This window comes from Pseudomonas sp. S07E 245 (genome assembly GCF_019599025.1).
Classification (GTDB): Bacteria; Pseudomonadota; Gammaproteobacteria; order Pseudomonadales; family Pseudomonadaceae; genus Aquipseudomonas; species Aquipseudomonas shirazensis.
The window spans coordinates 614559-635351 of the sequence record NZ_CP080625.1 but is presented as its reverse complement, the minus strand read 5'-3'; the positions used below and the strand labels follow the sequence as shown (position 1 = coordinate 635351).

The 20793-nt window shown below is 63.4% G+C and carries 20 protein-coding genes; 9 read left to right on the top strand and 11 right to left on the bottom strand.

The features are described 5' to 3' along the window. The 6 genes from K3F44_RS02980 to K3F44_RS02955 all read left to right on the top strand — a co-directional run bounded on the left by K3F44_RS02980 (position 1) and on the right by K3F44_RS02955 (position 7847). Positions 1-1275 carry a glycerate kinase gene (locus tag K3F44_RS02980; protein WP_220633309.1) on the top strand — a complete coding sequence of 425 codons (1275 nt, stop codon included), beginning with the start codon at positions 1-3 and terminating at the stop codon, positions 1273-1275. Beyond that, the gene (gene pyk, locus K3F44_RS02975; RefSeq protein WP_220633308.1) at positions 1272-2687 is read left to right on the top strand and encodes a pyruvate kinase; all 1416 of its coding nucleotides are present in this window, start codon (positions 1272-1274) and stop codon (positions 2685-2687) included. The genes K3F44_RS02980 and pyk overlap by 4 nt, the downstream gene beginning before the upstream one ends. 162 nt (positions 2688-2849) lie before the next feature. Further along, positions 2850-3728, top strand: coding sequence for an urea transporter (locus tag K3F44_RS02970; RefSeq protein ID WP_220633307.1), 879 nt, complete (start codon positions 2850-2852; stop codon positions 3726-3728). A gap of 45 nt (positions 3729-3773) precedes the next feature. Then, entirely contained in the window at positions 3774-4598 is an 825-nt protein-coding gene (locus tag K3F44_RS02965; protein WP_150569749.1) for an ion transporter, read from the top strand. A gap of 93 nt (positions 4599-4691) precedes the next feature. Continuing rightward, positions 4692-5690, top strand: coding sequence for a sulfate ABC transporter substrate-binding protein (locus tag K3F44_RS02960; protein ID WP_150569750.1), 999 nt, complete (start codon positions 4692-4694; stop codon positions 5688-5690). Positions 5691-5816: 126 nt separating this feature from the next. After that, entirely contained in the window at positions 5817-7847 is a 2031-nt protein-coding gene (locus tag K3F44_RS02955) for a mechanosensitive ion channel family protein (RefSeq protein ID WP_101317950.1), read from the top strand. A gap of 42 nt (positions 7848-7889) precedes the next feature. On the opposite strand, the gene K3F44_RS02950 is transcribed toward K3F44_RS02955, so the two are convergent. Then, on the bottom strand, positions 7890-8816 hold the full coding sequence (locus tag K3F44_RS02950) for a class I SAM-dependent methyltransferase (RefSeq protein WP_220633306.1): 927 nt from the start codon (positions 8814-8816) through the stop codon (positions 7890-7892). 51 nt (positions 8817-8867) lie between these two features. Then, a complete protein-coding gene (locus K3F44_RS02945) occupies positions 8868-9773 on the bottom strand; it encodes a DMT family transporter (RefSeq protein ID WP_150569751.1) in 906 nt (301 codons plus the stop codon). Between the two features lie 132 nt (positions 9774-9905). Here K3F44_RS02945 and K3F44_RS02940 point away from each other — a divergent pair, with 132 nt between their 5' ends. From K3F44_RS02940 to K3F44_RS02930, 3 genes are all read left to right on the top strand, one after another. Continuing rightward, positions 9906-10346, top strand: a complete 441-nt coding sequence (locus tag K3F44_RS02940; protein ID WP_101317946.1) for an Lrp/AsnC family transcriptional regulator — start codon at positions 9906-9908, stop codon at positions 10344-10346. Between the two features lie 470 nt (positions 10347-10816). Then, positions 10817-12349: an NCS1 family nucleobase:cation symporter-1 gene (locus K3F44_RS02935; protein WP_220633305.1), complete on the top strand. Its 1533-nt coding sequence runs from the start codon at positions 10817-10819 to the stop codon at positions 12347-12349. A gap of 16 nt (positions 12350-12365) precedes the next feature. Next, complete coding sequence (locus tag K3F44_RS02930; protein ID WP_101317942.1) at positions 12366-13094, top strand: aspartate/glutamate racemase family protein; 729 nt, start codon at positions 12366-12368, stop codon at positions 13092-13094. A gap of 15 nt (positions 13095-13109) precedes the next feature. Here the strand turns inward: K3F44_RS02930 and K3F44_RS02925 are convergent, their stop codons facing one another. From K3F44_RS02925 to K3F44_RS02885, 9 genes are all read right to left on the bottom strand, one after another. Next, positions 13110-13769, bottom strand: coding sequence for a histidine phosphatase family protein (locus K3F44_RS02925; protein WP_150572706.1), 660 nt, complete (start codon positions 13767-13769; stop codon positions 13110-13112). A 164-nt stretch (positions 13770-13933) separates the two neighbouring features. Beyond that, a complete protein-coding gene (locus K3F44_RS02920) occupies positions 13934-14272 on the bottom strand; it encodes an FKBP-type peptidyl-prolyl cis-trans isomerase (protein WP_101317938.1) in 339 nt (112 codons plus the stop codon). A gap of 28 nt (positions 14273-14300) precedes the next feature. Beyond that, positions 14301-15089: a PhzF family phenazine biosynthesis protein gene (locus K3F44_RS02915; RefSeq protein WP_220633304.1), complete on the bottom strand. Its 789-nt coding sequence runs from the start codon at positions 15087-15089 to the stop codon at positions 14301-14303. A 39-nt stretch (positions 15090-15128) separates the two neighbouring features. Beyond that, positions 15129-16067 carry a 2-hydroxyacid dehydrogenase gene (locus K3F44_RS02910; protein WP_220633303.1) on the bottom strand — a complete coding sequence of 313 codons (939 nt, stop codon included), beginning with the start codon at positions 16065-16067 and terminating at the stop codon, positions 15129-15131. A 117-nt stretch (positions 16068-16184) separates the two neighbouring features. After that, the gene (locus K3F44_RS02905; RefSeq protein WP_220633302.1) at positions 16185-16604 is read right to left on the bottom strand and encodes a hypothetical protein; all 420 of its coding nucleotides are present in this window, start codon (positions 16602-16604) and stop codon (positions 16185-16187) included. 11 nt (positions 16605-16615) lie between these two features. Then, complete coding sequence (gene ccmI / locus K3F44_RS02900) at positions 16616-17812, bottom strand: c-type cytochrome biogenesis protein CcmI (protein WP_150569756.1); 1197 nt, start codon at positions 17810-17812, stop codon at positions 16616-16618. Then, positions 17805-18281 (bottom strand): cytochrome c-type biogenesis protein, encoded by a 477-nt coding sequence (locus K3F44_RS02895; RefSeq protein ID WP_220633301.1) that lies wholly within the window; start codon positions 18279-18281, stop codon positions 17805-17807. The genes ccmI and K3F44_RS02895 overlap by 8 nt, the downstream gene beginning before the upstream one ends. After that, positions 18278-18814: a DsbE family thiol:disulfide interchange protein gene (locus K3F44_RS02890; RefSeq protein WP_150569757.1), complete on the bottom strand. Its 537-nt coding sequence runs from the start codon at positions 18812-18814 to the stop codon at positions 18278-18280. The genes K3F44_RS02895 and K3F44_RS02890 overlap by 4 nt, the downstream gene beginning before the upstream one ends. After that, a complete protein-coding gene (locus K3F44_RS02885; protein ID WP_178080824.1) occupies positions 18811-20784 on the bottom strand; it encodes a heme lyase CcmF/NrfE family subunit in 1974 nt (657 codons plus the stop codon). The genes K3F44_RS02890 and K3F44_RS02885 overlap by 4 nt, the downstream gene beginning before the upstream one ends. Positions 20785-20793 lie beyond the last annotated feature (9 nt).

Sequence of the window (20793 nt, the reverse complement as noted above, 5' to 3'; positions counted from 1 at the left end):
ATGTCGGTCGATCCGCAACAATTTCTGCGCGAGCTGTTCGACACAGCCATCGCCGCCGCCCACCCAAGCCAGGTCCTCGAAGCCTACCTGCCCGCCGACCGTAGCGGCCGGGTCATCGTTATCGGCGCCGGCAAGGCCGCCGCAGCCATGGCCGAAGTGGTCGAAAAAACCTGGCAAGGTGAAGTCTCCGGGCTGGTCGTGACCCGCTATGGGCACGGCGCCAGCTGCCAGGAAATCGAAGTGGTCGAAGCGGCCCATCCTGTTCCCGATGCCGCCGGCCTGGCCGTGGCCAAGCGCGTGCTGGAGCTGGTCAGCAACCTCACTGAAAGCGACCGGGTGATCTGCCTGCTGTCTGGCGGCGGCTCTGCCCTGCTCGCCCTGCCAGCCGCAGGCCTGTCCCTGGCCGACAAGCAACAGATCAACAAGGCCCTGCTCAAGTCGGGCGCGACCATCGGCGAGATGAACTGCGTGCGCAAGCACCTCTCGGCGATCAAGGGCGGCCGCCTGGCCAAGGCCTGCTGGCCGGCCACGCTGTACACCTATGCCATTTCCGATGTGCCCGGCGACCTCGCCACCGTGATCGCCTCCGGCCCGACGGTGGCCGATCCGAGCACCTCGGCGCAAGCACTGGCGATCCTCAAACGCTACAACATCGAAGCGCCGCAAGCGGTCATCGACTGGCTCAACAACCCGGCTTCGGAAACCGTCAAAGCCGACGACCCGGCCCTGGCCCGCAGCCACTTCCAATTGATCGCCAAACCCCAGCAGTCGCTGGAGGCGGCAGCCGTGAAAGCCCGCCAGGCCGGCTTCAGCCCGCTGATCCTCGGTGACCTTGAAGGCGAGTCGCGCGAGGTGGCCAAGGTGCATGCCGGCATCGCTCGGCAAATCGTCCAGCACGGCCAGCCGCTGAAGGCGCCCTGCGTGATTCTCTCCGGCGGTGAAACCACCGTGACCGTGCGCGGCAATGGCCGTGGCGGGCGCAACGCGGAGTTTTTGCTCAGCCTCACCGAAAACCTCAAAGGCCTGCCGGGCGTGTATGCCCTGGCCGGCGACACCGACGGCATCGATGGCTCGGAAGACAATGCCGGCGCCAGCATGACCCCGGCCAGCTATGCCCGCGCCGCTGCCCTGGGGCTTTCGGCCAGCGATGAGCTGGACAACAACAATGGCTACGGCTACTTCGCCGCGCTCGACGCCCTGATCGTAACCGAGCCGACCCGTACCAACGTCAACGACTTCCGCGCCATTCTGATTCTCGAGACTGCCCAATCATGACGCCTGATAAAAAAGTCAAAATCCTCGCCACCCTCGGCCCTGCCATCAACGGCATCGACGATGTACGCCAACTGGTCGCAGCCGGGGTGAATATCTTTCGCCTCAACTTCAGCCACGGCGAGCACGCCGACCACGCCCTGCGCTATCAGTGGATCCGCGAAGTCGAGCAACAGCTGAACTACCCGCTGGGCATCCTCATGGACCTGCAAGGGCCCAAGCTGCGCGTCGGTCGCTTTGCCGAAGGCAAGGTCCAGCTGCAGCGTGGCGAGGCCCTGCGCCTGGACCTGGACAGCACCCCGGGCGACAGCCACCGGGTCAACCTGCCGCACCCGGAAATCATCGCTGCATTGCAGCCAGGCATGGACTTGCTGCTCGACGATGGCAAGCTGCGCCTGCGCGTGACCGCCAAGCATGACGACGCCATCGATACCGAAGTGCTGGCCGGCGGCGAGCTGTCCGACCGCAAGGGTGTCAACGTGCCGCAGGCGGTGCTCGAGTTGAGCCCGCTGACCGAGAAAGACCGCCGCGACCTGGCCTTCGGCCTGGAGCTTGGGGTGGACTGGGTGGCGCTGTCGTTCGTGCAGCGCCCTGAGGACATCATCGAAGCGCGCGAGCTGATCGGCGACCGCGCTTACCTCATGGCCAAGATCGAGAAGCCGTCGGCGGTCGACCAGTTGCAGGCCATCGCCGAGCTGTCCGATGCAATCATGGTTGCCCGTGGCGATCTGGGCGTGGAAGTCCCCGCCGAGAGCGTGCCGCAGATCCAGAAGCACATCATCAACACCTGCCGCCAGCTCGGCCGCCCGGTGGTGGTGGCAACGCAGATGCTCGAGTCGATGCGCTTCTCGCCTGCGCCCACCCGCGCCGAAGTCACCGACGTCGCCAACGCGGTCGCCGAAGGCGCCGATGCGGTGATGCTGTCTGCGGAAACCGCCTCCGGTGACTATCCGCTGGAAGCCGTACAGATGATGAGCAAGATCATCCGCCAGGTGGAAAACGGCCCGGATTACCAGGCACAGCTCGACGTTGGCCGGCCAAAAGCCGAGGCCACCACCTCGGATGCGATCAGCTGTGCAATCCGCCGTATCAGCGGCATTCTGCCGGTGGCGGTGCTGGTCAACTACAGCGAGTCCGGGGCCTCGACCCTGCGCGCCGCCCGCGAACGGCCACGGGCACCGATCCTCAACCTGACGCCAAATCTGGTGACGGCGCGCCGCCTGAGCGTGACCTGGGGCGTGCACTCGGTGGTCAACGACCGCCTGCGCCAGGTCGACGAAATCTGCTCGACCGCACTGGAAATCGCCCAGGCGCAAGGCATGGCCAGCATCGGCGATACGCTGCTGATCACCGCCGGGGTGCCGTTTGGCAAGCCGGGCACGACCAACACGCTGCGCATCGAGACTTTGATCTAGGACCGTATTGGGCTGCTTTGCAGCCTTCGCGGGCAAGCCCGCTCCCACACAAAACCCTGTGGGAGCGGGTTCACCCGCGAAGGCCGCAGAGCGGCCCAAAAGACCAACCGCGGAACCGAGGCCCAAAGAGGCCCACCGCCAACTTCAACCTACTGACTGCCCATGTACACACAAAATTTCGTCACCCCGTGCCCCGACTGGGCCACGGCGCTTCTCAACGGCTTCAGCCAGGTATTGCTGCAGCGTAGCCCGCTGTGCGGCCTGTGTTGTCTGCTCGCCATCCTTCTGACCGCCCCGCAGTTGGTCGGTGGTGCCCTGCTGGGCGCGCTGGCAGGGTTGCTCACGGCGCAGCGGCGCGGCTACGACCGGGCTGATCGCCAGGCCGGCCTGTACAGCTACAACGGCGTGCTGATCGGCATCCTGTTCAGCGCAGTGTTGCCATGGTCAGTGATTCTGCCGCCGCTGATCATCGCCGCCAGTGGCCTGTCGAGCATCCTCGTCCATCAATGGCGCAAACGCGGCGCCTGCCTGCTGCCGGCCTATACCGCACCGTTCGTCCTGCTCGGCTGGGCCGCGCTGCTGGCTGCGCAGCCGTCTGCCGCCGGCATAGCGGTCAGTGCCGAGCCTCTGCAGGCACTGGCGCGTGGCCTGGGCCAGGTGTTTCTGCTGGAGCAGCCGCTGGCGGGGCTGCTGATCGCCATCGGTTTGTTCCTGTCCAATCGCAGCGCTGCACTTTGGGCTTTGTTCGGTTCAGGCCTGGGCGCCTGCGTTGCGCTGCTCATGGGCGATGTCCACAGCGCCGGGATGGGCTTGCTCGGTTTCAATGCCGCGCTGGCGGCACTGGCCTTTTGCGGCCAGCGCGAACGGCCGTGGTTGCCGCTGCTGGCGATCATCCTGGCCATCGCCTTGCAACCGCTGTTCAACCTGCTGCCGGTGGCCGCCTTGACCGCGCCGTTTGTGGCCGCCTGCTGGTTGCTGCACCTGAGCAGCCGCCTGCCGCGCGGGCTGGCGGGCGGTAAGCCACGCCGCTTGCACAGCTGAGGGGCAAGCCCTAGGCTCTGCCCATTGCATAATGGAACGCGCCCCATGAACTCCCCGGCGAGCCTGCGCGAGCGGCTCTACATTCTGGTTTTTCAATCCGACACCACCGCTGGCAGACGCTTCGACAAGACCCTGCTGCTGATCATTCTGGCCAGCCTGGTGGTGGTGATCCTCGACAGTATCGATGAGGTTCACCAGAACTATTCAGGCCTGCTCGCCGCCATCGAGTGGGGCTTTACGGCGATCTTTCTCGCTGAATACCTGACCCGCCTGTACTGCTCGCCCAAGCCGCTGCGCTATGCCTTCAGCTTCTACGGCCTGGTCGATCTGCTGGCCATCGTGCCGGGCATCATCGCCTTGTATTACAGCGACGCCCAGTACCTGCTGATCATCCGCGTGATCCGCATGCTGCGGATCTTCCGCGTGCTCAAGCTGAGCCCGTACCTCAAGCAGGCCAACTACCTGATGAGCGCGCTGCGCGGCAGCAAGCAGAAGATCATCGTGTTTCTGGTCAGCGTATCGACTCTGGTGACCGTGTTCGGCACCTTGATGTACGTGGTCGAAGGGCCCGAGCATGGCTTCACCAGCATCCCCAAAGGCATCTACTGGGCGATCGTCACCCTGACTACCGTGGGCTTTGGCGATATCGTGCCGAAGACGCCGCTGGGCCAGGTGCTGTCGTCACTGGTGATGATCACCGGTTACTCGATCATCGCCGTGCCGACCGGCATTTTCACCGCCGAGCTGGCCAACGCCATGCGTGGCGAACAACTCCAGCACGACTGCCCGACCTGCCGTAAAAACAGCCATGAGCACGGCGCTGCGTTCTGCTCGCGCTGCGGCAATGCGCTGTTCCCCAGGAAGGAATAACCAAAGCGTATTTCGTTCTTTAAACGCTTGGGAAACACCCGCTATAGTCGCAGGCACTCTGCCATTAACTGTTTCAAGAACAAGGATCGCGTCGTGAAAAAACTGTTTACCGCCTCGCTGCTCGCCGCAGGCTTGACTCTGGGCAACCTGGCCCAGGCCGCACCGACGCTGCTCAACGTTTCCTATGACGTGATGCGCGATTTCTACAAGGACTACAACGCCGCTTTCCAGAAGCACTGGGAAGCCGAGCACAAAGAGAAGATCAACCTGCAGATGTCCTTCGGCGGTTCGAGCAAGCAAGCGCGCTCGGTGATCGATGGCCTGCCGGCTGACGTCATCACCATGAACATGGCGACCGACATCAATGCCCTGGTCGATAACGGCAAGCTGGTCCCGGACAACTGGGTCACGCGCCTGCCAAACAACAGCGCGCCGTTCACCTCGGCCACCGTGTTCATCGTGCGCAAAGGCAACCCGAAAGCGCTGAAAGACTGGCCTGACCTGCTCAAGGACGGCGTCCAGGTGATCGTGCCCAACCCCAAGACCTCCGGTAACGGCCGTTACACCTACCTCTCGGCCTGGGGCTACGTGCTGAAAAACGGCGGCGACGAAAACAAAGCCAAGGACTTTGTCGGCAAGCTGTTCAAGCAGGCGCCAGTGCTCGACACCGGTGGCCGGGCGGCTACCACCACGTTCATGACCAACCAGATCGGCGACGTGCTGGTCACCTTTGAAAACGAAGCCGAAATGATCGCCCGCGAATTCGGTCGCGATCAGTTCGAAGTGGTCTACCCAAGCGTATCGGCCGAAGCCGAGCCGCCGGTCACCGTGGTCGACAAGGTGGTCGACAAGAAGGGCACCCGCGCCGCCGCCGAAGAATACCTGAAGTACCTGTGGTCGCCACAAGGCCAGGAAATCGCTGCCAACAACTACCTGCGCCCGCGTGATCCAGCGGTACTGGCCAAGTACACCGACCGCTTCCCGAAAGTCGACTTCCTCTCGGTAGAGAAGACCTTTGGTGACTGGCGCACGGTGCAGAAGACCCACTTCAACGACGGTGGCGTGTTCGACCAGATCTACACCGGCCAGTGATCGACTGACGCTTGCCAGAGCAATCCGGGCCAGGCCATGGCCCGGATTGCATCGAACTTCCCTCGCCTTCGGCAATCAGTTCCTTGAGTAACCCCCCACGCCCGCCACGGCCCAAGGAGTACTCCAGTGCTGCGCTTGCTAACCCCGCTACTTCTCAGCCTGTTGCTGAGCACTTCACTCTACGCCGCTGACCCCGCGCCTGCCGAAGCTCCCGCCGAAGAACCTGCTCCGGTTTTGCAGGGTGGCTTGCTGGGTGCCCTGGCCGATGGCCTCGACAGTGCAGCCAAAGACCTCGACCTCGATGCCCATGTGCTGGACACCTGGCGCCTGCGCACCGACCGCGCCAGCAAAGAGGTGGAGCGCCTGGTCGACCGCCACTCGGGGCACGACGGCCTGCAACTGATCGGCGATTTTGTTCTGCTGACGATAGCCTGGGCCGCCAGTTTCTCGCTGCTCAGCCTGCTCGGCCGCTGGCTCGCCGCCCGCTGCGCGCGCACCGCCCTGCTGCAACGGCGCAAGCGCCTGCGTGGCTTGCTGAGGTACTTGCTGCCCTATACCTTGCCGGCCCTGGCGAGCTTGCCGCTGACGCTGTATGCCAGCCGCTTTCTCGACCCATCGATTGCCCGCGCACTCGGCCTGAGCCTGGCCTACGCGACCAGCAGCGGCCTGTTCTCGACGTCGATCATCCTCTGCCTGATCACCCTGTTCGATGCAGGCCACAAACGCCCTGCCGTCGCCGTGATCAGGCAGATGGCACCGCGTGCGTTGTTCATGATCGGCTTTCTCGCGGCCTGGAGCGACGCGCTGACCAGCCCGCAGATCGCTCGCCAGGTCGGCGGCAATATCACCGCCAGCATCGCCGTGATCACCGGCCTGATCGCCACCTTCATCTTTGCCAGCCTGGTCCTGCGCCTGCGCCGGCCGGTGGGTCACCTGATCCGCAACCGCGACCTGCATGATCGCCTGCACCACCGTGCAGTGCAGGAGACCCTGCGGATCTTCTCCAAGCTGTGGTACCTGCCGATCCTGATGATGATTCTGGTCTCGGCGATCAACCTGATCGGTGCCGGCGAAGAGAGCCAGAAAGCCCTGCAGAATGCCCTGCTGACCACCGTGCTGCTGGTGGCCACGCTGTTCCTCAGCACCCTGCTGCAACACCTGCTGGCGTCACGCAAGGTTGATACGCAGCAGAAGGTCCGCCCCTACAAGGAGCTGCTACGCAGCCTCGCCCATGCGCTGTTGCGCATCGCCATGGCGATTACCTTTATCGAGCTGCTCGGGCGCATCTGGGGTTTCTCGGTGATCGACTTTGCCCTGAGCAACCGCCTCGGCCAGGCCATCAGTAACTCAATTTCAAGTATCGGCCTGATCCTGCTGGTGACCTGGCTGCTGTGGGTGGTGCTCGACACCGCCATTCAAGAGGCGCTGAAGCCACCCGTCGGCAAGCGCAGCTCGCGCCAGCCCAGCACTCGCGTGCGCACCATCCTGCCGATGCTGCGTAATGCGGTGAAAGTGATCCTGGTAGTGATCTGCACCATCACCACCATGGCCAACCTGGGCATCAACGTTGCGCCGCTGCTGGCCGGTGCCGGGGTAATTGGCCTGGCCATCGGTTTTGGTTCGCAGCAGTTGGTGCAGGATGTGATCACCGGGCTGTTCATCCTGATCGAAGACACCATTTCGATCGGTGACTGGGTGGTGCTCGACTCCGGCCACGCCGGCACGGTCGAGAGCCTGACCATCCGCACCCTGCGCTTGCGCGACGGCAAGGGCTTCGTCCACTCGGTGCCGTTTGGCCAGATCAAGGCGGTTACCAACCAGTCGCGGCAGTTTGCCTATGCGTTCTTCTCGGTGCAGTTCACCTACGACAGTGACGTCGATCAGTCGCTGGCGTTGATTCACGAAGTGGGCAAGTCGATCAGCGAAGACCCACTGCTGCGGATCAACCTGCAAGGGCCGCTGCAGGTGTTCGGCGTCGACCGTATGGACCTCAACGGGTTCGTCCTGACCGCGCAGTTCCGAACCATTTCCGGTGGCCAGTACGCGGTCAGCCGGGCTTTCAACGAACGCCTGAAAAAGCGCGTCGATCAAACCGACAACGTCGCTTTCGCCCAGGTCTACCCGATGCCCGCCCAGGCCCGCGCATTGCCTGCCTGAACCCTGCCAAGCACTGTCGCCCTCGTTGTCGAGGGCGGCAGCTTATAGTTGGCGGAACACCAGCGCCTTCAAGCCACCCTCAGGATCAGCATCGGCAAACTCCGGCGGATTCTGCAGACGCTCGATGAACTGCAAGCCCGGCGCCTGTTCGGCCATGCCCTGGATCAGGAAGTCCGAGCCAATCGCCGGGTCGTTGACACACGCCAGCACCGTGCCGCCTGCGCTGAGCAACTCGGGCAAGCGGCGCAGGATTTTCGCGTAGTCCTGGGTCAGCACAAAGCTGCCGCGCTGGAACGTCGGCGGGTCGATGATGATCAGGTCATACGGCCCGTACTTGCGCACTTTGCCCCATGACTTGAACAGTTCATGACCCAGAAACGCCACCTGGCTCACATCATGGCCATTGAGCCGATGGTTCTCGCGTCCACGCGACAGTGCCGACTTGGCCATGTCCAGATTGACCACCTGAGCAGCGCCGTTGGCGATCGCCGCCACCGAGAAACCGCAGGTATAGGCGAACAGATTGAGTACCCGCTTGCCAGCGGCGTGCTCACGCACCCAGCGCCGGCCATAGCGCATGTCCAGAAACAGACCGTTGTTCTGGCGCACGCCCAGATCGAGCAGGTAGGTCAGGCCGTCTTCGACCACCTCACGCTGCTGCACCGGCTCGCCAAGCAACCACTGGCCGGGGCTGTCGGGCAGGTAACGGTGCTGAATCAAAATCGCCTCGCCGGTCCACAGTGTGCGCTCGGCCAGTGCCCGCAGCATCGCCTCAAGCTCAGCCAGCTGGCCCTCGGGTGGCTCGCGGAACAACGCCACCAGCAACACCCCCTGCAGCCAGTCGACCGTGATCTGCTCAAGCCCTGCCCAGCAGCGGCCACGGCCATGGAACAGGCGCCGGGTTTCCAACGGAGCAGGGTCGAGAGCGGTGAGCAGGTGCTGCTCGAGGGTATCAATCACGGAGGTCATGGGCGCGTCGCTGAGGCTCAAAAGAGGGCATTCTACCCGCTTCAACTGCGCTCAGTCGCATGGGCTTGGCGCCGCTTTGACCGGGGCGCGAAACCACCAGCCTTGTTGCATGCCGGCCGCGGCCAGCAGAATCAACGCCACCCCCAGCCACTGCAACGGCGCCAGCCGATGGCCAAAGGCGAACCAGTCGACCAGGATCGCCGCAATCGGGTAGATGAACGACAGCGCGCCGGTCAATGCAGTCGGCAGACGTTGGATCGCGCTGTACAGCAGCACATACATCAGCCCGGTATGGACGATGCCCAGGGTCAGCAAACTGGCCAGCGCCGGCAGTTCAGCGGGCAACCCACCAAGCTTGACCCACGGCGCCAACAGGACGATGCCGGTGCTGACCTGGATCAGCGCGATCAAGTGCGGCGGCGTACCGCTCAGGCGCTTGATGATCAACGCCGCAACCGCATACAGCAACGCCGCCCCAAGGGCCAGGGCAATCCCCAGCAGATAGTCGCTGCCACTGCTCTGGCCGTTGCCGTGGGCACTGACGATGGCCAGCATGCCGACGAACGCCACCCCCAGCCAGCTCAGTTTGGCCAGGGTGATCTTCTCGCCGAGAAACACCGCAGCCAGGCCGACCAACAGAAACGGCTGCACGTTGTATACCGCAGTACCGATGGCAATCGACGCCCGCGAATACGAGGCGAACAGCAGCACCCAGTTACCGACGATGGCCACCCCGCTGACAATCGCCAGCAACACGGCGCCGCGGCTGATCACGCCGGACTTGAGCAGGCCCAGGCTCGCGCAGATCACCAGTAACGCCCCCGCGCCGAACACACAGCGCCAGAACACCACCTCCAGCACCGGTTGCCCGGACACCAGCACGAACCAGCCAATCGTCCCGGAAATAAGCATGGCAACGATCATTTCCAGCGAACCACGGCGTATTGAACTGTCCATCGGCCACCTCCGTTGATGATGGCAACAGTATGACGAGGGCTGGCTGCCGCCTTCCAGCGGATAACCAAGGCAAAAATCGCCATTCACCTTTACGATCAAGGCAAATCAGAAGCTTTGCCTAACGAGGTACTTATGACCGATGCCATCGACCAACTCCTGATCACCGCCCTGATGGAGGATTCGCGCCGCTCGCTCAAGGCGTTGGCGCAGATCAGCGGGCTTTCGGCGCCCAGCGTCAGCGAGCGGCTGCGCCGGCTGGAAGAGCGCGGCGTGCTCCGCGGTTACACCGTCGAGATCGACCCGCGCTGTTTCGGCTATCAGTTGCAGGCGATTGTGCGCATCCGCCCACTGCCCGGCCAACTGCAGGAAGTCGAGCGCCAGATCATCGCGATTGCCGAGTTCACCGAGTGCGACAAGGTGACCGGCGAGGACTGCTTTATCGCCCGCCTGCATGTGCGCTCGATGGAGCAACTGGACAGCTTGCTCGACCGCATCAATGTCCTGGCCGAAACCAACACCGCGATCATCAAGAAGAGCCCGGTGAAACGCCGCCTGCCGCCAATGGCCGAGTGAGCGGCTTTCCTGCAGACCGGCACGGCCAGATTGTGCTGTTTATTTTTTGTACACAGGATTGTCACCTAAGGTGCCATTTTTGTGTGCACTTCTGGGAAGCGCAGCACCAAGACGTTACACGCACGGCGCGAGATAATTTGACCGATTGATCAGTAATGTAAGTTGGTAAAAAATTTAACTTGTTCAATCAGTCAACTTATAAACAAATTAATTCAGTCAGTTAGAGATTTAAATAAAGAGTTCACGGAACAGTAAATTGTGAACTTGCACACCCGATGGCATGGAACTGGCTTTGCTGTGCTTGTGTTTTGTATACAACTTGAACAAAACCTAAATACACAACAACGCGCAGCGCCTGCCCCAAGCAGGCCGCAGCCTCCAGAACCCAGTGATGCCAAGGTTCAGCCGTGACAAGACGAGACCGTGCACTCTCGCCCCTCACTGCAACCTGCGCATCAGGAGCCGCCGGAATGAGTAGCAGCCTCGACCTTGCCCCTGAACTATCCGTCGCCAGCACCGCCCAGCCGTCAACCTTGACCGGCGCATCGCCGGCCCTCGAACTCAGCCCGCGCCTGCACAACCGCGACCTCGCGCCGACCCGTCTCGAGGGCCGACGCTGGGGCGGTTACAGCATCTTCGCGCTGTGGACCAACGATGTGCACAACATCGCCAACTACTCGTTCGCCATGGGCCTGTTCGCGCTCGGCCTGGGTGGCTGGCAGATTCTCCTGTCGCTGGCGATCGGCGCAGTGCTGGTGTACTTCTTCATGAACCTGTCTGGCTACATGGGGCAGAAGACGGGTGTGCCCTTCCCGGTCATCAGCCGCATCGCCTTCGGCATCCACGGCGCACAGTTGCCGGCATTGATTCGCGCCGTGATCGCCATCGCCTGGTTCGGTATCCAGACCTATCTCGCCTCGGTGGTGCTGCGGGTATTGCTCACCGCCATCTGGCCGCAGGTGGCCGCATACGATCAAGACAGCATCCTTGGCCTGTCGAGCCTGGGCTGGGTGTGCTTCGTCGCGATCTGGCTGGTGCAGCTGGTGATCCTTGCCTACGGCATGGAAATGGTGCGCCGCTATGAAGGCTTCGCCGGCCCAGTGATTCTGCTGACAGTGGCGAGCCTGGCCGGTTGGATGTACTTCCAGGCCGACACACGCATCGCCTGGTCGGTGGCCGAGCCACTGACCGGATACGAAATGTGGCGCAATATCTTCGCCGGTGGCGCCTTGTGGCTGGCGATCTACGGCACCCTGGTGCTGAACTTTTGCGACTTCGCCCGCTCATCGCCGTGCCGCAAGACCATCCGCGTCGGCAACTTCTGGGGCTTGCCGGTGAATATCCTGGTGTTCGCGGTGATCACCGTGGTGCTCAGCGGTGCACAGTTCAAGATCAACGGCCACATCATCGACAGCCCCACCCAGATCGTTGCGACCATCCCTAATACGCTGTTTCTGGTACTGGGTTGCCTGGCGTTCCTGATCGTCACCGTCGCGGTGAACATCATGGCCAACTTCGTCGCCCCGGCATTTGTCCTGAGCAACCTCGCCCCGCGCCACCTGAACTTCCGCCGCGCCGGCCTGATCAGCGCCACGCTGGCGGTACTGATCCTGCCGTGGAACCTCTACAACAGCCCACTGGTGATCGTCTACTTCCTGTCCGGCCTGGGCGCCCTGCTCGGCCCGCTGTACGGGGTGATCATGGCCGACTACTGGTTGCTGCGCAAAGGCCAGATCAACGTGCCTGAGCTGTACAGCGAGAACCCGGCTGGCGCCTATCACTACACCCGCGGCATCAACTGGCGGGCGATGGCGGCCTTCGCGCCGGCGGCGCTGCTGGCCATCATCCTTGCGCTGGTACCCAACTTCCACAGCGTGGCGCCGTTCTCCTGGTTGATCGGTGCGGGCATCGCGGCTGCGCTGTACCTGCTGATTGCCCCGCGCAATCGCCAATACCACGACGTCAGCGGTGAGTGCATCGCCGTCGACCACAGCAGCCATTGATCAAGGAAGAACCTGCATGCGCATTCTTATCGTCAACGTCAACACTACCGCAGCCATCACCGAGGCTATTGCCGAGCAAGCCCGCAGCGTCGCCGCGCCAGGCACCGAGATCGTCGGTCTGACGCCGTACTTTGGCGCCGAGTCGGTGGAGGGCAATTTCGAAAGTTATCTGGCGGCCATCGCCGTGATGGACCGCGTGCTGGCTTACGACCAGCCCTATGATGCGGTGATCCAGGCAGGCTACGGCGAGCATGGCCGCGAGGGGCTGCAGGAGTTGCTCGATGTGCCAGTGGTAGACATCACCGACGCCGCCGCCAGCACCGCCATGTACCTCGGCCACGCCTACTCGGTGGTAACCACCCTGGACCGCACCGTACCGCTGATCGAAGATCGCCTGAAACTCTCCGGGCTGTATGACCGCTGCGCCTCGGTGCGCGCCAGCGGCCTGGCGGTGCTGGAGCTTGAAGAGAACCCGCAACGGGCGGTGGACGCCATCGTCGAACAGGCCGAGCGCGCAGTGCGCGAAGACAAAGCCGAGGTGATCTGCCTTGGTTGCGGCGGCATGGCCGGCCTCGACGAGCAGATTCGCCAGCGCACCGGGGTGCCGGTGGTGGATGGTGTCAGCGCTGCGGTAACCATTGCCGAGTCGCTGGTGCGGCTTGGCCTGAGCACCTCCAAGGTACGCACCTACGCGACCCCGCGGGTGAAAAAGGTCGTCGGCTGGCCAATGCGCCTGGGCCGCTGATCAGCCCTGCCCGGCTCAGGTCGGGCAGGCCTTGTTGCCACCATCCAGACCCTGACGCACGTTACGGCTGAGCATGCTCGCCTTGCCGTCGTGCCAGGTCAGGGTAATCACATACAAACTGTCGAAATCCTCGTTGCTCCAGTCCTCGGTGATGACTCGCTCGTCACCCAGGGCCTTGCCGGCCACGGCATTGATCAGATCAGGCAGGTAACCGTGCGACCAGGCGGTGTAGACGGTGGCGTTGCGGTACTTGTCGGTCAGCAGCTCGTCGGCCAACTCGTCGTAGTCATTGGCGCCGAAGTCGATATTGACCGGCAGACCGAGGCGAATGGCGCTGGGGCTGATGGTCATCAGCGGGCGAATGTAGCTGTAGCGCTGGTCCTGGCTACCCTCTTCGACGTGCCGCGAGGGGTTGGCAGCGAAGACATAATCGGCATCGCCGAACCGCTCCGGCAGCACACTGGCCAACTCGATGGCCCGATTCAGACCCTGGCAATTCAGCTGGCCAAGACCTTCGCCAGGCTTCTCTGCGTGGCGCAGAAACACCAGAGTCTGGGTGCCATCGACCGGCTCTTCATGGTTGTGCACCACGGCATAGGTCAGGGGCACCAGGACTGCCGCAAACGCAGTGGCAAGGTAGAGATGACGGCGTCGCAAGGACTGCAGCAACTTCATGGCGATGGACTCATCCGACAAAAGAAGGAAGGCGTCCGTGCCTGCATTTCGTGATCACCTGCACAGGCTGGCGAGCCAGCCGTGCAAGCGGGACCATCTTGACCTAGAAATGTGAACGAAATTCATTCGCCGGGGCAAACTTGCCGGGTGAAGTTGTTACAGTTTCAGTCGTCGCGGGTCAGCACTTCGAGCAATTCGATCTCGAAGGTCAGGTCGGAGTTGACCGGAATCGCGCCGACGCTGCGCTCGCCGTAGGCCAGGTGCGCCGGCACCTGCAGCTTGCGCTTGCCGCCGACACGCATGCCCATCAGGCCCTGATCCCAGCCTTTGATCACCCGGCCGCTGCCGATCACGCACTGGAACGGCTTGCCGCGCGACCAGGAGGAATCAAACTCGCTGCCATCGGCCAGCCAGCCGGTGTACTGGGTGGTGATCAATGCGCCCTTGACCACAGCCTTGCCGTCGCCTTCGAGCAGGTCGGTGATCTGTAATTCGTTGTTCATGAAGCTCCTTGGGAAAGCTGCGCTGCACTCAGATGAACACGCTGCCCTTGAGGTACAGCGCGCCGTGGCCGCTGATGATAACCCGGCCGTTGCCGAGCACCTCACAGTGCAACTGGCCTTTGCGCGCACCGCCCTGCTCGCAGCGCAGGCTGCTTTGCTCCAGACGCTGCGCCCAGTACGGTGCCAGCGAAGTGTGCGCCGACCCGGTCACCGGGTCTTCATTGACGCCCACCCGAGGGCCGAACCAGCGGGTGACGAAGTCAAAACCGCGGCCCGGCGCAGTCACCGCAATACCGCGCACATCGAAGGCTGCCAACGCGGCGAAGTCCGGGCGCAGGGTCTCGATCAACGACACGTCGTCAATCGCCACCAGGTAGTCATCGCTGCGGTACACCTCACGTGCGCTGTCCAGACCGAGCGCCTCCAGCAAGCCTGGCGGGGTCGCTACCGGCTGCGGCTGCTTGGCCGGAAAGTCCATTTCCAGCATGCCGTCAGCGCCACGGCTGACCCGCAGCTCGCCGCTGCGGGTACTGAAGCGCAGCACCTCAGCCTGCTCGCCAAGTTGCTCGAACAACACCCAGGCCGAGGCCAGGGTGGCGTGCCCGCACAGGTCGACTTCCACCGTCGGGGTAAACCAACGCAGCTGGTAGCCGTCGCCGTGCTTGACGAAGTAGGCAGTCTCGGACAGGTTATTCTCTTCGGCGATGCGCTGCAGGGTGGCATCGTCCAGCCACTGCTCCAGCGGGATCACTGCTGCCGCGTTACCGCCGAAAGGTTTGCTGGAAAAAGCGTCTACCTGAAAGATCTCGAGTTGCATGCAATAAGCTCCACTGTCCATGACTGGCCGGGTAAAAATTCAGCCGCGAACGGGGGTCAGCACCGGTTCGCCAGCAAAAAACGCCTGCAGATTGCGCAGCACCAGGGTCACCGTATCGCGTGCGGCCTCGGGCGACTGCCCGGCCACATGCGGGGTCAGCACGGTGTTGCCGAGTGCCTTGAAGGCGTCGGGTACGTTGGGTTCGTCGTCGAATACATCGAGTGCCGCGCCAGCGATCCAGCCCTGCTCCAGCGCCTCGAGCAAGGCGGCGCTGTCGACCACACTGGCGCGGGCGATATTGACCAGGTAGCCCTCTGCACCGAGTGCTTTGAGCACATCGGCGTCGACCAGATGCTGCGTCGCAGCGCCGCCGGGTGTAGCAATCACGAGGATGTCGACCGCCTCGGCCAGACGCAGTGGGCTGTCGTACCAGGTGTAGGCAAGCTCTTTACGAGGTGTACGGCTGTGGTAGCTGACCGGCATGTCGAAGCCCAGCGACGCGCGTTTGGCAATCGCCTGGCCAACAGCACCGAGGCCGATGATGCCCAGGCGCTTGCCCGACACCGACGGGCTGATCACCCGGTTCCACTCACCGCGGCGAGTGATTGCGTCAGCGTTGGGGATATTGCGCAACAAGGCCAGCAGCAGGGCCAGGCTGTGATCGGCGACTGCTGCAGCGTTGGCGCCGGCGCCGTTGGTGACGGTGATGCCACGAGCTGCAGCGGCGGTCAGATCGACCTGTTCATAGCCGGCACCGATCACACAGATGATCTGCAAGTGTGGCAGCGCCTGAATCTCGCTGGCAGTCAGACCAAGTGGGCCGCGGGTGAGCACCGCGTCGATCTCATCGGCCTGCTGAGCGATGGCCGCAGCGCGCAGCTGCGCATTCGGCGCACGAATCAGTCGATAGCCCGCCTGTTCCAGCAGCGGCAGGTAATCGTCGACGGTTTCAACCAGTACCAGGACTGTCTTGCTCATGCACCCTCCGGCTCTATGCGAGGAGGGATTATGCGGGATCAGGGGCAAGTACAGTCAATCGAAGAATTGCCCTTCAACTGTACTGTACCGGCCCTGGTAGAGAGGTGCTGCAGATGCTTATTGCGCGAAGGCGCGGCCCAGGCCACCCGGCACACCGCTGCTGTCGGTTTCCTGCCATGGACCTTCCGGGCTCAGCGACCAGCTCCAGCCGCCGTCATAGCGGTAATAGGTGCGCTGACGGTAGAAGGTGTTGGGTTTTTTCTCCAGCACATACACGCCCATTTTCGGGTCCCAGTGGCTGGCACCACCTGGCGGTGGCGCGAAGCTGGCCGAAGTGCGCGGCATGGCCTTCGGCGCTGCGGTTGGCTTGCTCGGCTGCGTACCCGGCTTGCTACCCGGCAATGGCGTGATCGCCGGCCCTTGGCGCGGCGGCACGCCTTCGACCGGTGGCAGCGGCTGCTGGACCGGCTCGCGCACCGTACACGCAGACAGACCCAGGGCCAGGGTGATCAGGGTCAAGCGGACGGCATGCTTCATGGTGGGCTCTCTTATTGGTCAGGGCTGTCGATTGTCAGGTGCTGAATGCCCGGCGTGCGATTGCTCATCGGCGCGCTCTGGCCGATCCATTCGCCTTGAGTCGGCTGGCCTGCGCGGGACACCCGTGCAACCAGTTGGACTTCGGCAAAATCGGACAGTTTCATCTGCGCCATCATGGCATCAGCGTCTGACAGTTCAACTTCGATCGGCAGCTGGCCCACCGTCACCCGCTTGGCCGCCAACGGCATCGGCGGGCCGCTTTTGGCGCGGGCGAAGATGAACACCGTGTCGCTCGGCTGAACCTTGCCCTGCAGCGCTGTGGCCAGCTCGACCCGTACCTGCAAGCGCGCGGGCGATACAGCTGGTGCGGCCGCTTTGCCTGGCGCGGCGCTGAGCTTGTCGGCGGCGCGATCGATGCCGCCCTGCAACGCGGCGCGCGAGGCATCACCCTCAGGCAATTGCGCCAGCAGGCGCTGCCAGTAGTCGATGGCCTCCTGATAGCGCTCGCCTTCGAACGCGGCGATGCCGCGCAGGCCGAGGCTGGTGACTTCCTTGGGGTCAGCCTTGAGCGCTTCGTCGGTAAGCTCCTGCAGTTGTGCGCTCCATTGTTTGTCGGCAGCAAAGTACAGCGCCTGGGCCCACTGCCCGAGCAGCTCTGGCTGGCGACCAGCAAGGGCGACGGCACGCTCGAAGATCTTCGCCGCATCAGCCGGGCGCTGGTCAGCCATGTACGCACGACCGAGGAAGTACAGGCCTTCAGCTGAATCCGGCTGGGCCTGCACCGCGCGCTCGAGGCGGCTGGTCATCTCGTCCATGGTTTTCGGTGCCTGGGCAAACTCACGGGTCAGCTCGACCTTGTCCGCAGCACCAAAATGCAGATACAGCCCCACCGCCATCACCGGCACCAGCAACGCTGCCAACAGCGGTACCGCCCGCCCCAGATGACCCTGGCGCGGTTCGCCGGCGCCTTCGGTATCGGCCAGCAGCTCCCGCGCGGCTTCATCACGGCCGCTGGCCAGTTGCTCGGCATCGAGTACGCCGGCAGCCTGCTGCGCGCTCAGTTCGGCGACACGTTCCTGATACAGCGCCACGTTCAGGGCGGTACGGTCTTGTTCCTGCTGGCGGCCACGGCCACGCAGGATCGGGATCAGCAGAAAGCCGAGGGCGGCGAGCAACAATAGGCCCGCGCCAAGCCAGAATTCAGTCATGGGTAGCTTCTTTATCCAACAGTTTGGCGAGACGTTCGCGTTCTTCCATCGACAGCTGCGCGCTGCCGCTTGCCACCGGCTGCCGGCGCCGGCGGACAATCACCGCCAACATGACAAAGCCCCCCGCCAGCAGAATTGCCGGGCCGAACCAGAGCAGCCAGGTGCGCCCGCTCAAGGCCGGTTTGTAACGGACGAAGTCGCCATAGCGATCAACCATGAAGGCAACGATCTGCTGATTGCTCTGGCCTTCGCCGAGCATGCGGAAGATCTCCCGACGCAGGTCGGCGGCAATCGGCGCATTGGAGTCAGCGATGTCCTGGTTCTGACACTTGGGGCAGCGCAGCTCCTTGGTCAGTTGCTGATAGCGCTCGCGCTCGGCGTCGTCACGAAACTGATAGGTGTCGATCGCGGCCTTGGCCACGCTCACTAGGCTCAGGCCGAGCACGGCTGCTGCCAACCAGCGCTTCATGGCTTGGCCTCATCGACCAGGCCCTGGTACAGCGGCGCCAGCTGCTCGCGCCAGACCGTGGCATCGACGATGCCGACGTGCTTGTAGCGGATGATACCCTTGGCATCGATCAGAAAGGTCTCCGGCGCACCATACACACCAAGGTCCAGACCCAGAGTGCCCTGCTCGTCGCGGATATCCAGCTGATACGGATTGTGGAACTCGGCGAGCCACTTCAACGCCGCAGCGTTATCGTCCTTGTAGTTGACGCCATGGATGACCACGCCCTGCTCGGCCAGCGTGTTCAGGTAAGGATGCTCAACCTTGCACGACGGGCACCAGGTGGCCCACACGTTGACCAGCGCCGGCCGGCCGAGCAGGTCGGCCTGGGTCAGGCTGCGCTCGCCTTGGGTGGAGGCCAGCGAGAAGGCCGGGAATGGCTTGCCGATCATCGCCGACGGCAGCTCATCGGGCTTGAGGAACAAGCCCTTGTAGAGAAACACCGCCAGCAGTAGAAACACCGCCAACGGCAGGACCATCATCCAACGCTTCATGCAGTTGCTCCAGTCGCGCCGAGGGCTTCACGCACGCGGCTCTTGACCTTGACCCGGTAACGCCGGTCGAAGGCTGCCAGTAGCCCGCCCAGGCCGGTCAGCAGACCGCCCAGCCAGATCCAGCGAACATACGGTTTGATGTGCACGCGCACGGCCCAGGCGCCGTTTTCCAGCGGCTCGCCGAGGGCCACGTAGAGGTCGCGGGTGAAACCGGCATCGATCCCGGCCTCGGTCATCATCGACTGCTGCACGGTGTACAGACGCTTCTCGGGGTGCAGCACGCTGACCTCGCGACCGTCCTTGGAAACCCGCACGGTGCCACGGTCGGAGATGAAGTTTGGCCCTTCGAAGTGCTTGGCGCCTTCGAACAGGAAGTGATAGCCGCCAAGCTCGACCGTCTCGCCCGGCGCCATGCGCAGGTCGCGCTCGGCGCTGTTGTTGCTCGACAGCACCACGCCCAGGGCGCACACAGCCAGGCCCAGATGCGCGACCTGCATGCCCCAATAGCTGCGGGACAGGCCGCGCACGCCCTTGCCCAGGCCTTTGTGGCGGGTCTTGTCGAAGATGTCGCGCAGGCCGGCGAGCACTACCCACGCCGCCAGGGCAAAGGTCGCCAGCGCCGGCCAGTCGAAGTCATCGGCAATCAGCCCGGCAATCGGCGCCAGAATTGCGCTGCCAATCAATACCGGTGTGAGCATGCCCGCCAGCCATTTGCCCGGCGTGTCCTTCCAGCGCACCAGCACGCCGATCCCCAGCACCACCATCAGCAATGCCATCAACGGCAGGAACAGCGCATCGAAATACGGCGGGCCGACCGACAGTTTGGCCCCGGTCAGGGAATCGAGCACCAGCGGATACAGCGTACCCAGCAGAATCATCGATGCAGCCACCACCAGCACCAGGTTGTTGGCCAGCAGCAAGGTTTCTCGCGACCACAGGGCAAAGCCGACCTGGCTTTTCACCACCGGCGCGCGCAGAGCGAACAGGGTCAGCGAGCCACCCACGACAAACAGCAGGAAGATCAGGATGAATACACCGCGCTCCGGGTCGGCGGCAAAGGCGTGCACCGAGGTCAGCACGCCGGAGCGCACCAGGAACGTGCCGAGCAGGCTCAACGAGAATGCGGCGATCGCCAGCAATACCGTCCAGCTCTTGAACACGCCGCGTTTTTCCGTGACGGCCAGCGAGTGGATCAGCGCGGTGCCCACCAGCCAGGGCATGAACGAGGCGTTTTCGACCGGATCCCAGAACCACCAGCCGCCCCAACCAAGTTCGTAGTACGCCCACCACGAGCCCAAGGTGATACCGACCCCGAGGAACGCCCAGGCGACGATGGTCCATGGCCGCGACCAGCGCGCCCAGGCGGCATCCAGGCGGCCACCGAGCAAGGCGGCGATAGCGAAGGCGAAGGCCACCGAGAAGCCGACGTAGCCCATGTACAGCATTGGCGGATGGACGATCAGGCCAAAGTCCTGCAGCAGCGGGTTGAGGTCACGGCCGTTGCCCGGCACCTGCGGCAACAGGCGCTGGAATGGGTTGGAGGTGACGATCAGGAACGACAAGAAGCCCACGCTGATCATGCCCATCACCGCCAGTACGCGGGCGAGCATGACTTGTGGCAACTGGCGCGAGAACACCGACACGGCGAAGGTCCAGCCGCCCAGAATCAATGCCCACAGCAGCAACGAGCCTTCATGCGCGCCCCACACTGCGCTGAATTTGTAGTACCACGGCAAAGCGGTATTGGAGTTGCTGGCAACGTACGCTACCGAGAAATTGTCGGTCATGAACGCATGGGTAAGGCAGCCGAACGCAAACACCAGAAAAGCGAACTGGCCCCAGGCGGCAGGTCGCGCCAGGCTCATCCACAGGCTGTCGCCGCGCCAGGCGCCGAGCAGCGGCACGCTGGCCTGAACCACGGCGAAACAGATCGCCAGGATCATCGCTAACTGACCCAGTTCGGGCACTATCAGGGCAGC

Bases quoted from the DNA above. Each gene is read 5' to 3' on its own strand.
- K3F44_RS02980 (WP_220633309.1), top strand. From the start codon at position 1: ATGTCGGTCGATCCGCAACAATTTCTGCGCGAGCTGTTCGACACAGCC.
- K3F44_RS02890 (WP_150569757.1), bottom strand. From the start codon at position 18,814: ATGAAGCGTTGGATGATGGTCCTGCCGTTGGCGGTGTTTCTACTGCTG.
- K3F44_RS02965 (WP_150569749.1), top strand. From the start codon at position 3,774: ATGAACTCCCCGGCGAGCCTGCGCGAGCGGCTCTACATTCTGGTTTTT.
- K3F44_RS02910 (WP_220633303.1), bottom strand. From the start codon at position 16,067: ATGAGCAAGACAGTCCTGGTACTGGTTGAAACCGTCGACGATTACCTG.
- K3F44_RS02945 (WP_150569751.1), bottom strand. From the start codon at position 9,773: ATGGACAGTTCAATACGCCGTGGTTCGCTGGAAATGATCGTTGCCATG.
- K3F44_RS02950 (WP_220633306.1), bottom strand. From the start codon at position 8,816: ATGACCTCCGTGATTGATACCCTCGAGCAGCACCTGCTCACCGCTCTC.
- K3F44_RS02925 (WP_150572706.1), bottom strand. From the start codon at position 13,769: ATGAAGTTGCTGCAGTCCTTGCGACGCCGTCATCTCTACCTTGCCACT.
- K3F44_RS02895 (WP_220633301.1), bottom strand. From the start codon at position 18,281: ATGAAGCGCTGGTTGGCAGCAGCCGTGCTCGGCCTGAGCCTAGTGAGC.
- K3F44_RS02940 (WP_101317946.1), top strand. From the start codon at position 9,906: ATGACCGATGCCATCGACCAACTCCTGATCACCGCCCTGATGGAGGAT.
- pyk (WP_220633308.1), top strand. From the start codon at position 1,272: ATGACGCCTGATAAAAAAGTCAAAATCCTCGCCACCCTCGGCCCTGCC.
- K3F44_RS02930 (WP_101317942.1), top strand. From the start codon at position 12,366: ATGCGCATTCTTATCGTCAACGTCAACACTACCGCAGCCATCACCGAG.
- K3F44_RS02970 (WP_220633307.1), top strand. From the start codon at position 2,850: ATGTACACACAAAATTTCGTCACCCCGTGCCCCGACTGGGCCACGGCG.
- K3F44_RS02905 (WP_220633302.1), bottom strand. From the start codon at position 16,604: ATGAAGCATGCCGTCCGCTTGACCCTGATCACCCTGGCCCTGGGTCTG.
- K3F44_RS02935 (WP_220633305.1), top strand. From the start codon at position 10,817: ATGAGTAGCAGCCTCGACCTTGCCCCTGAACTATCCGTCGCCAGCACC.
- K3F44_RS02920 (WP_101317938.1), bottom strand. From the start codon at position 14,272: ATGAACAACGAATTACAGATCACCGACCTGCTCGAAGGCGACGGCAAG.
- ccmI (WP_150569756.1), bottom strand. From the start codon at position 17,812: ATGACTGAATTCTGGCTTGGCGCGGGCCTATTGTTGCTCGCCGCCCTC.
- K3F44_RS02915 (WP_220633304.1), bottom strand. From the start codon at position 15,089: ATGCAACTCGAGATCTTTCAGGTAGACGCTTTTTCCAGCAAACCTTTC.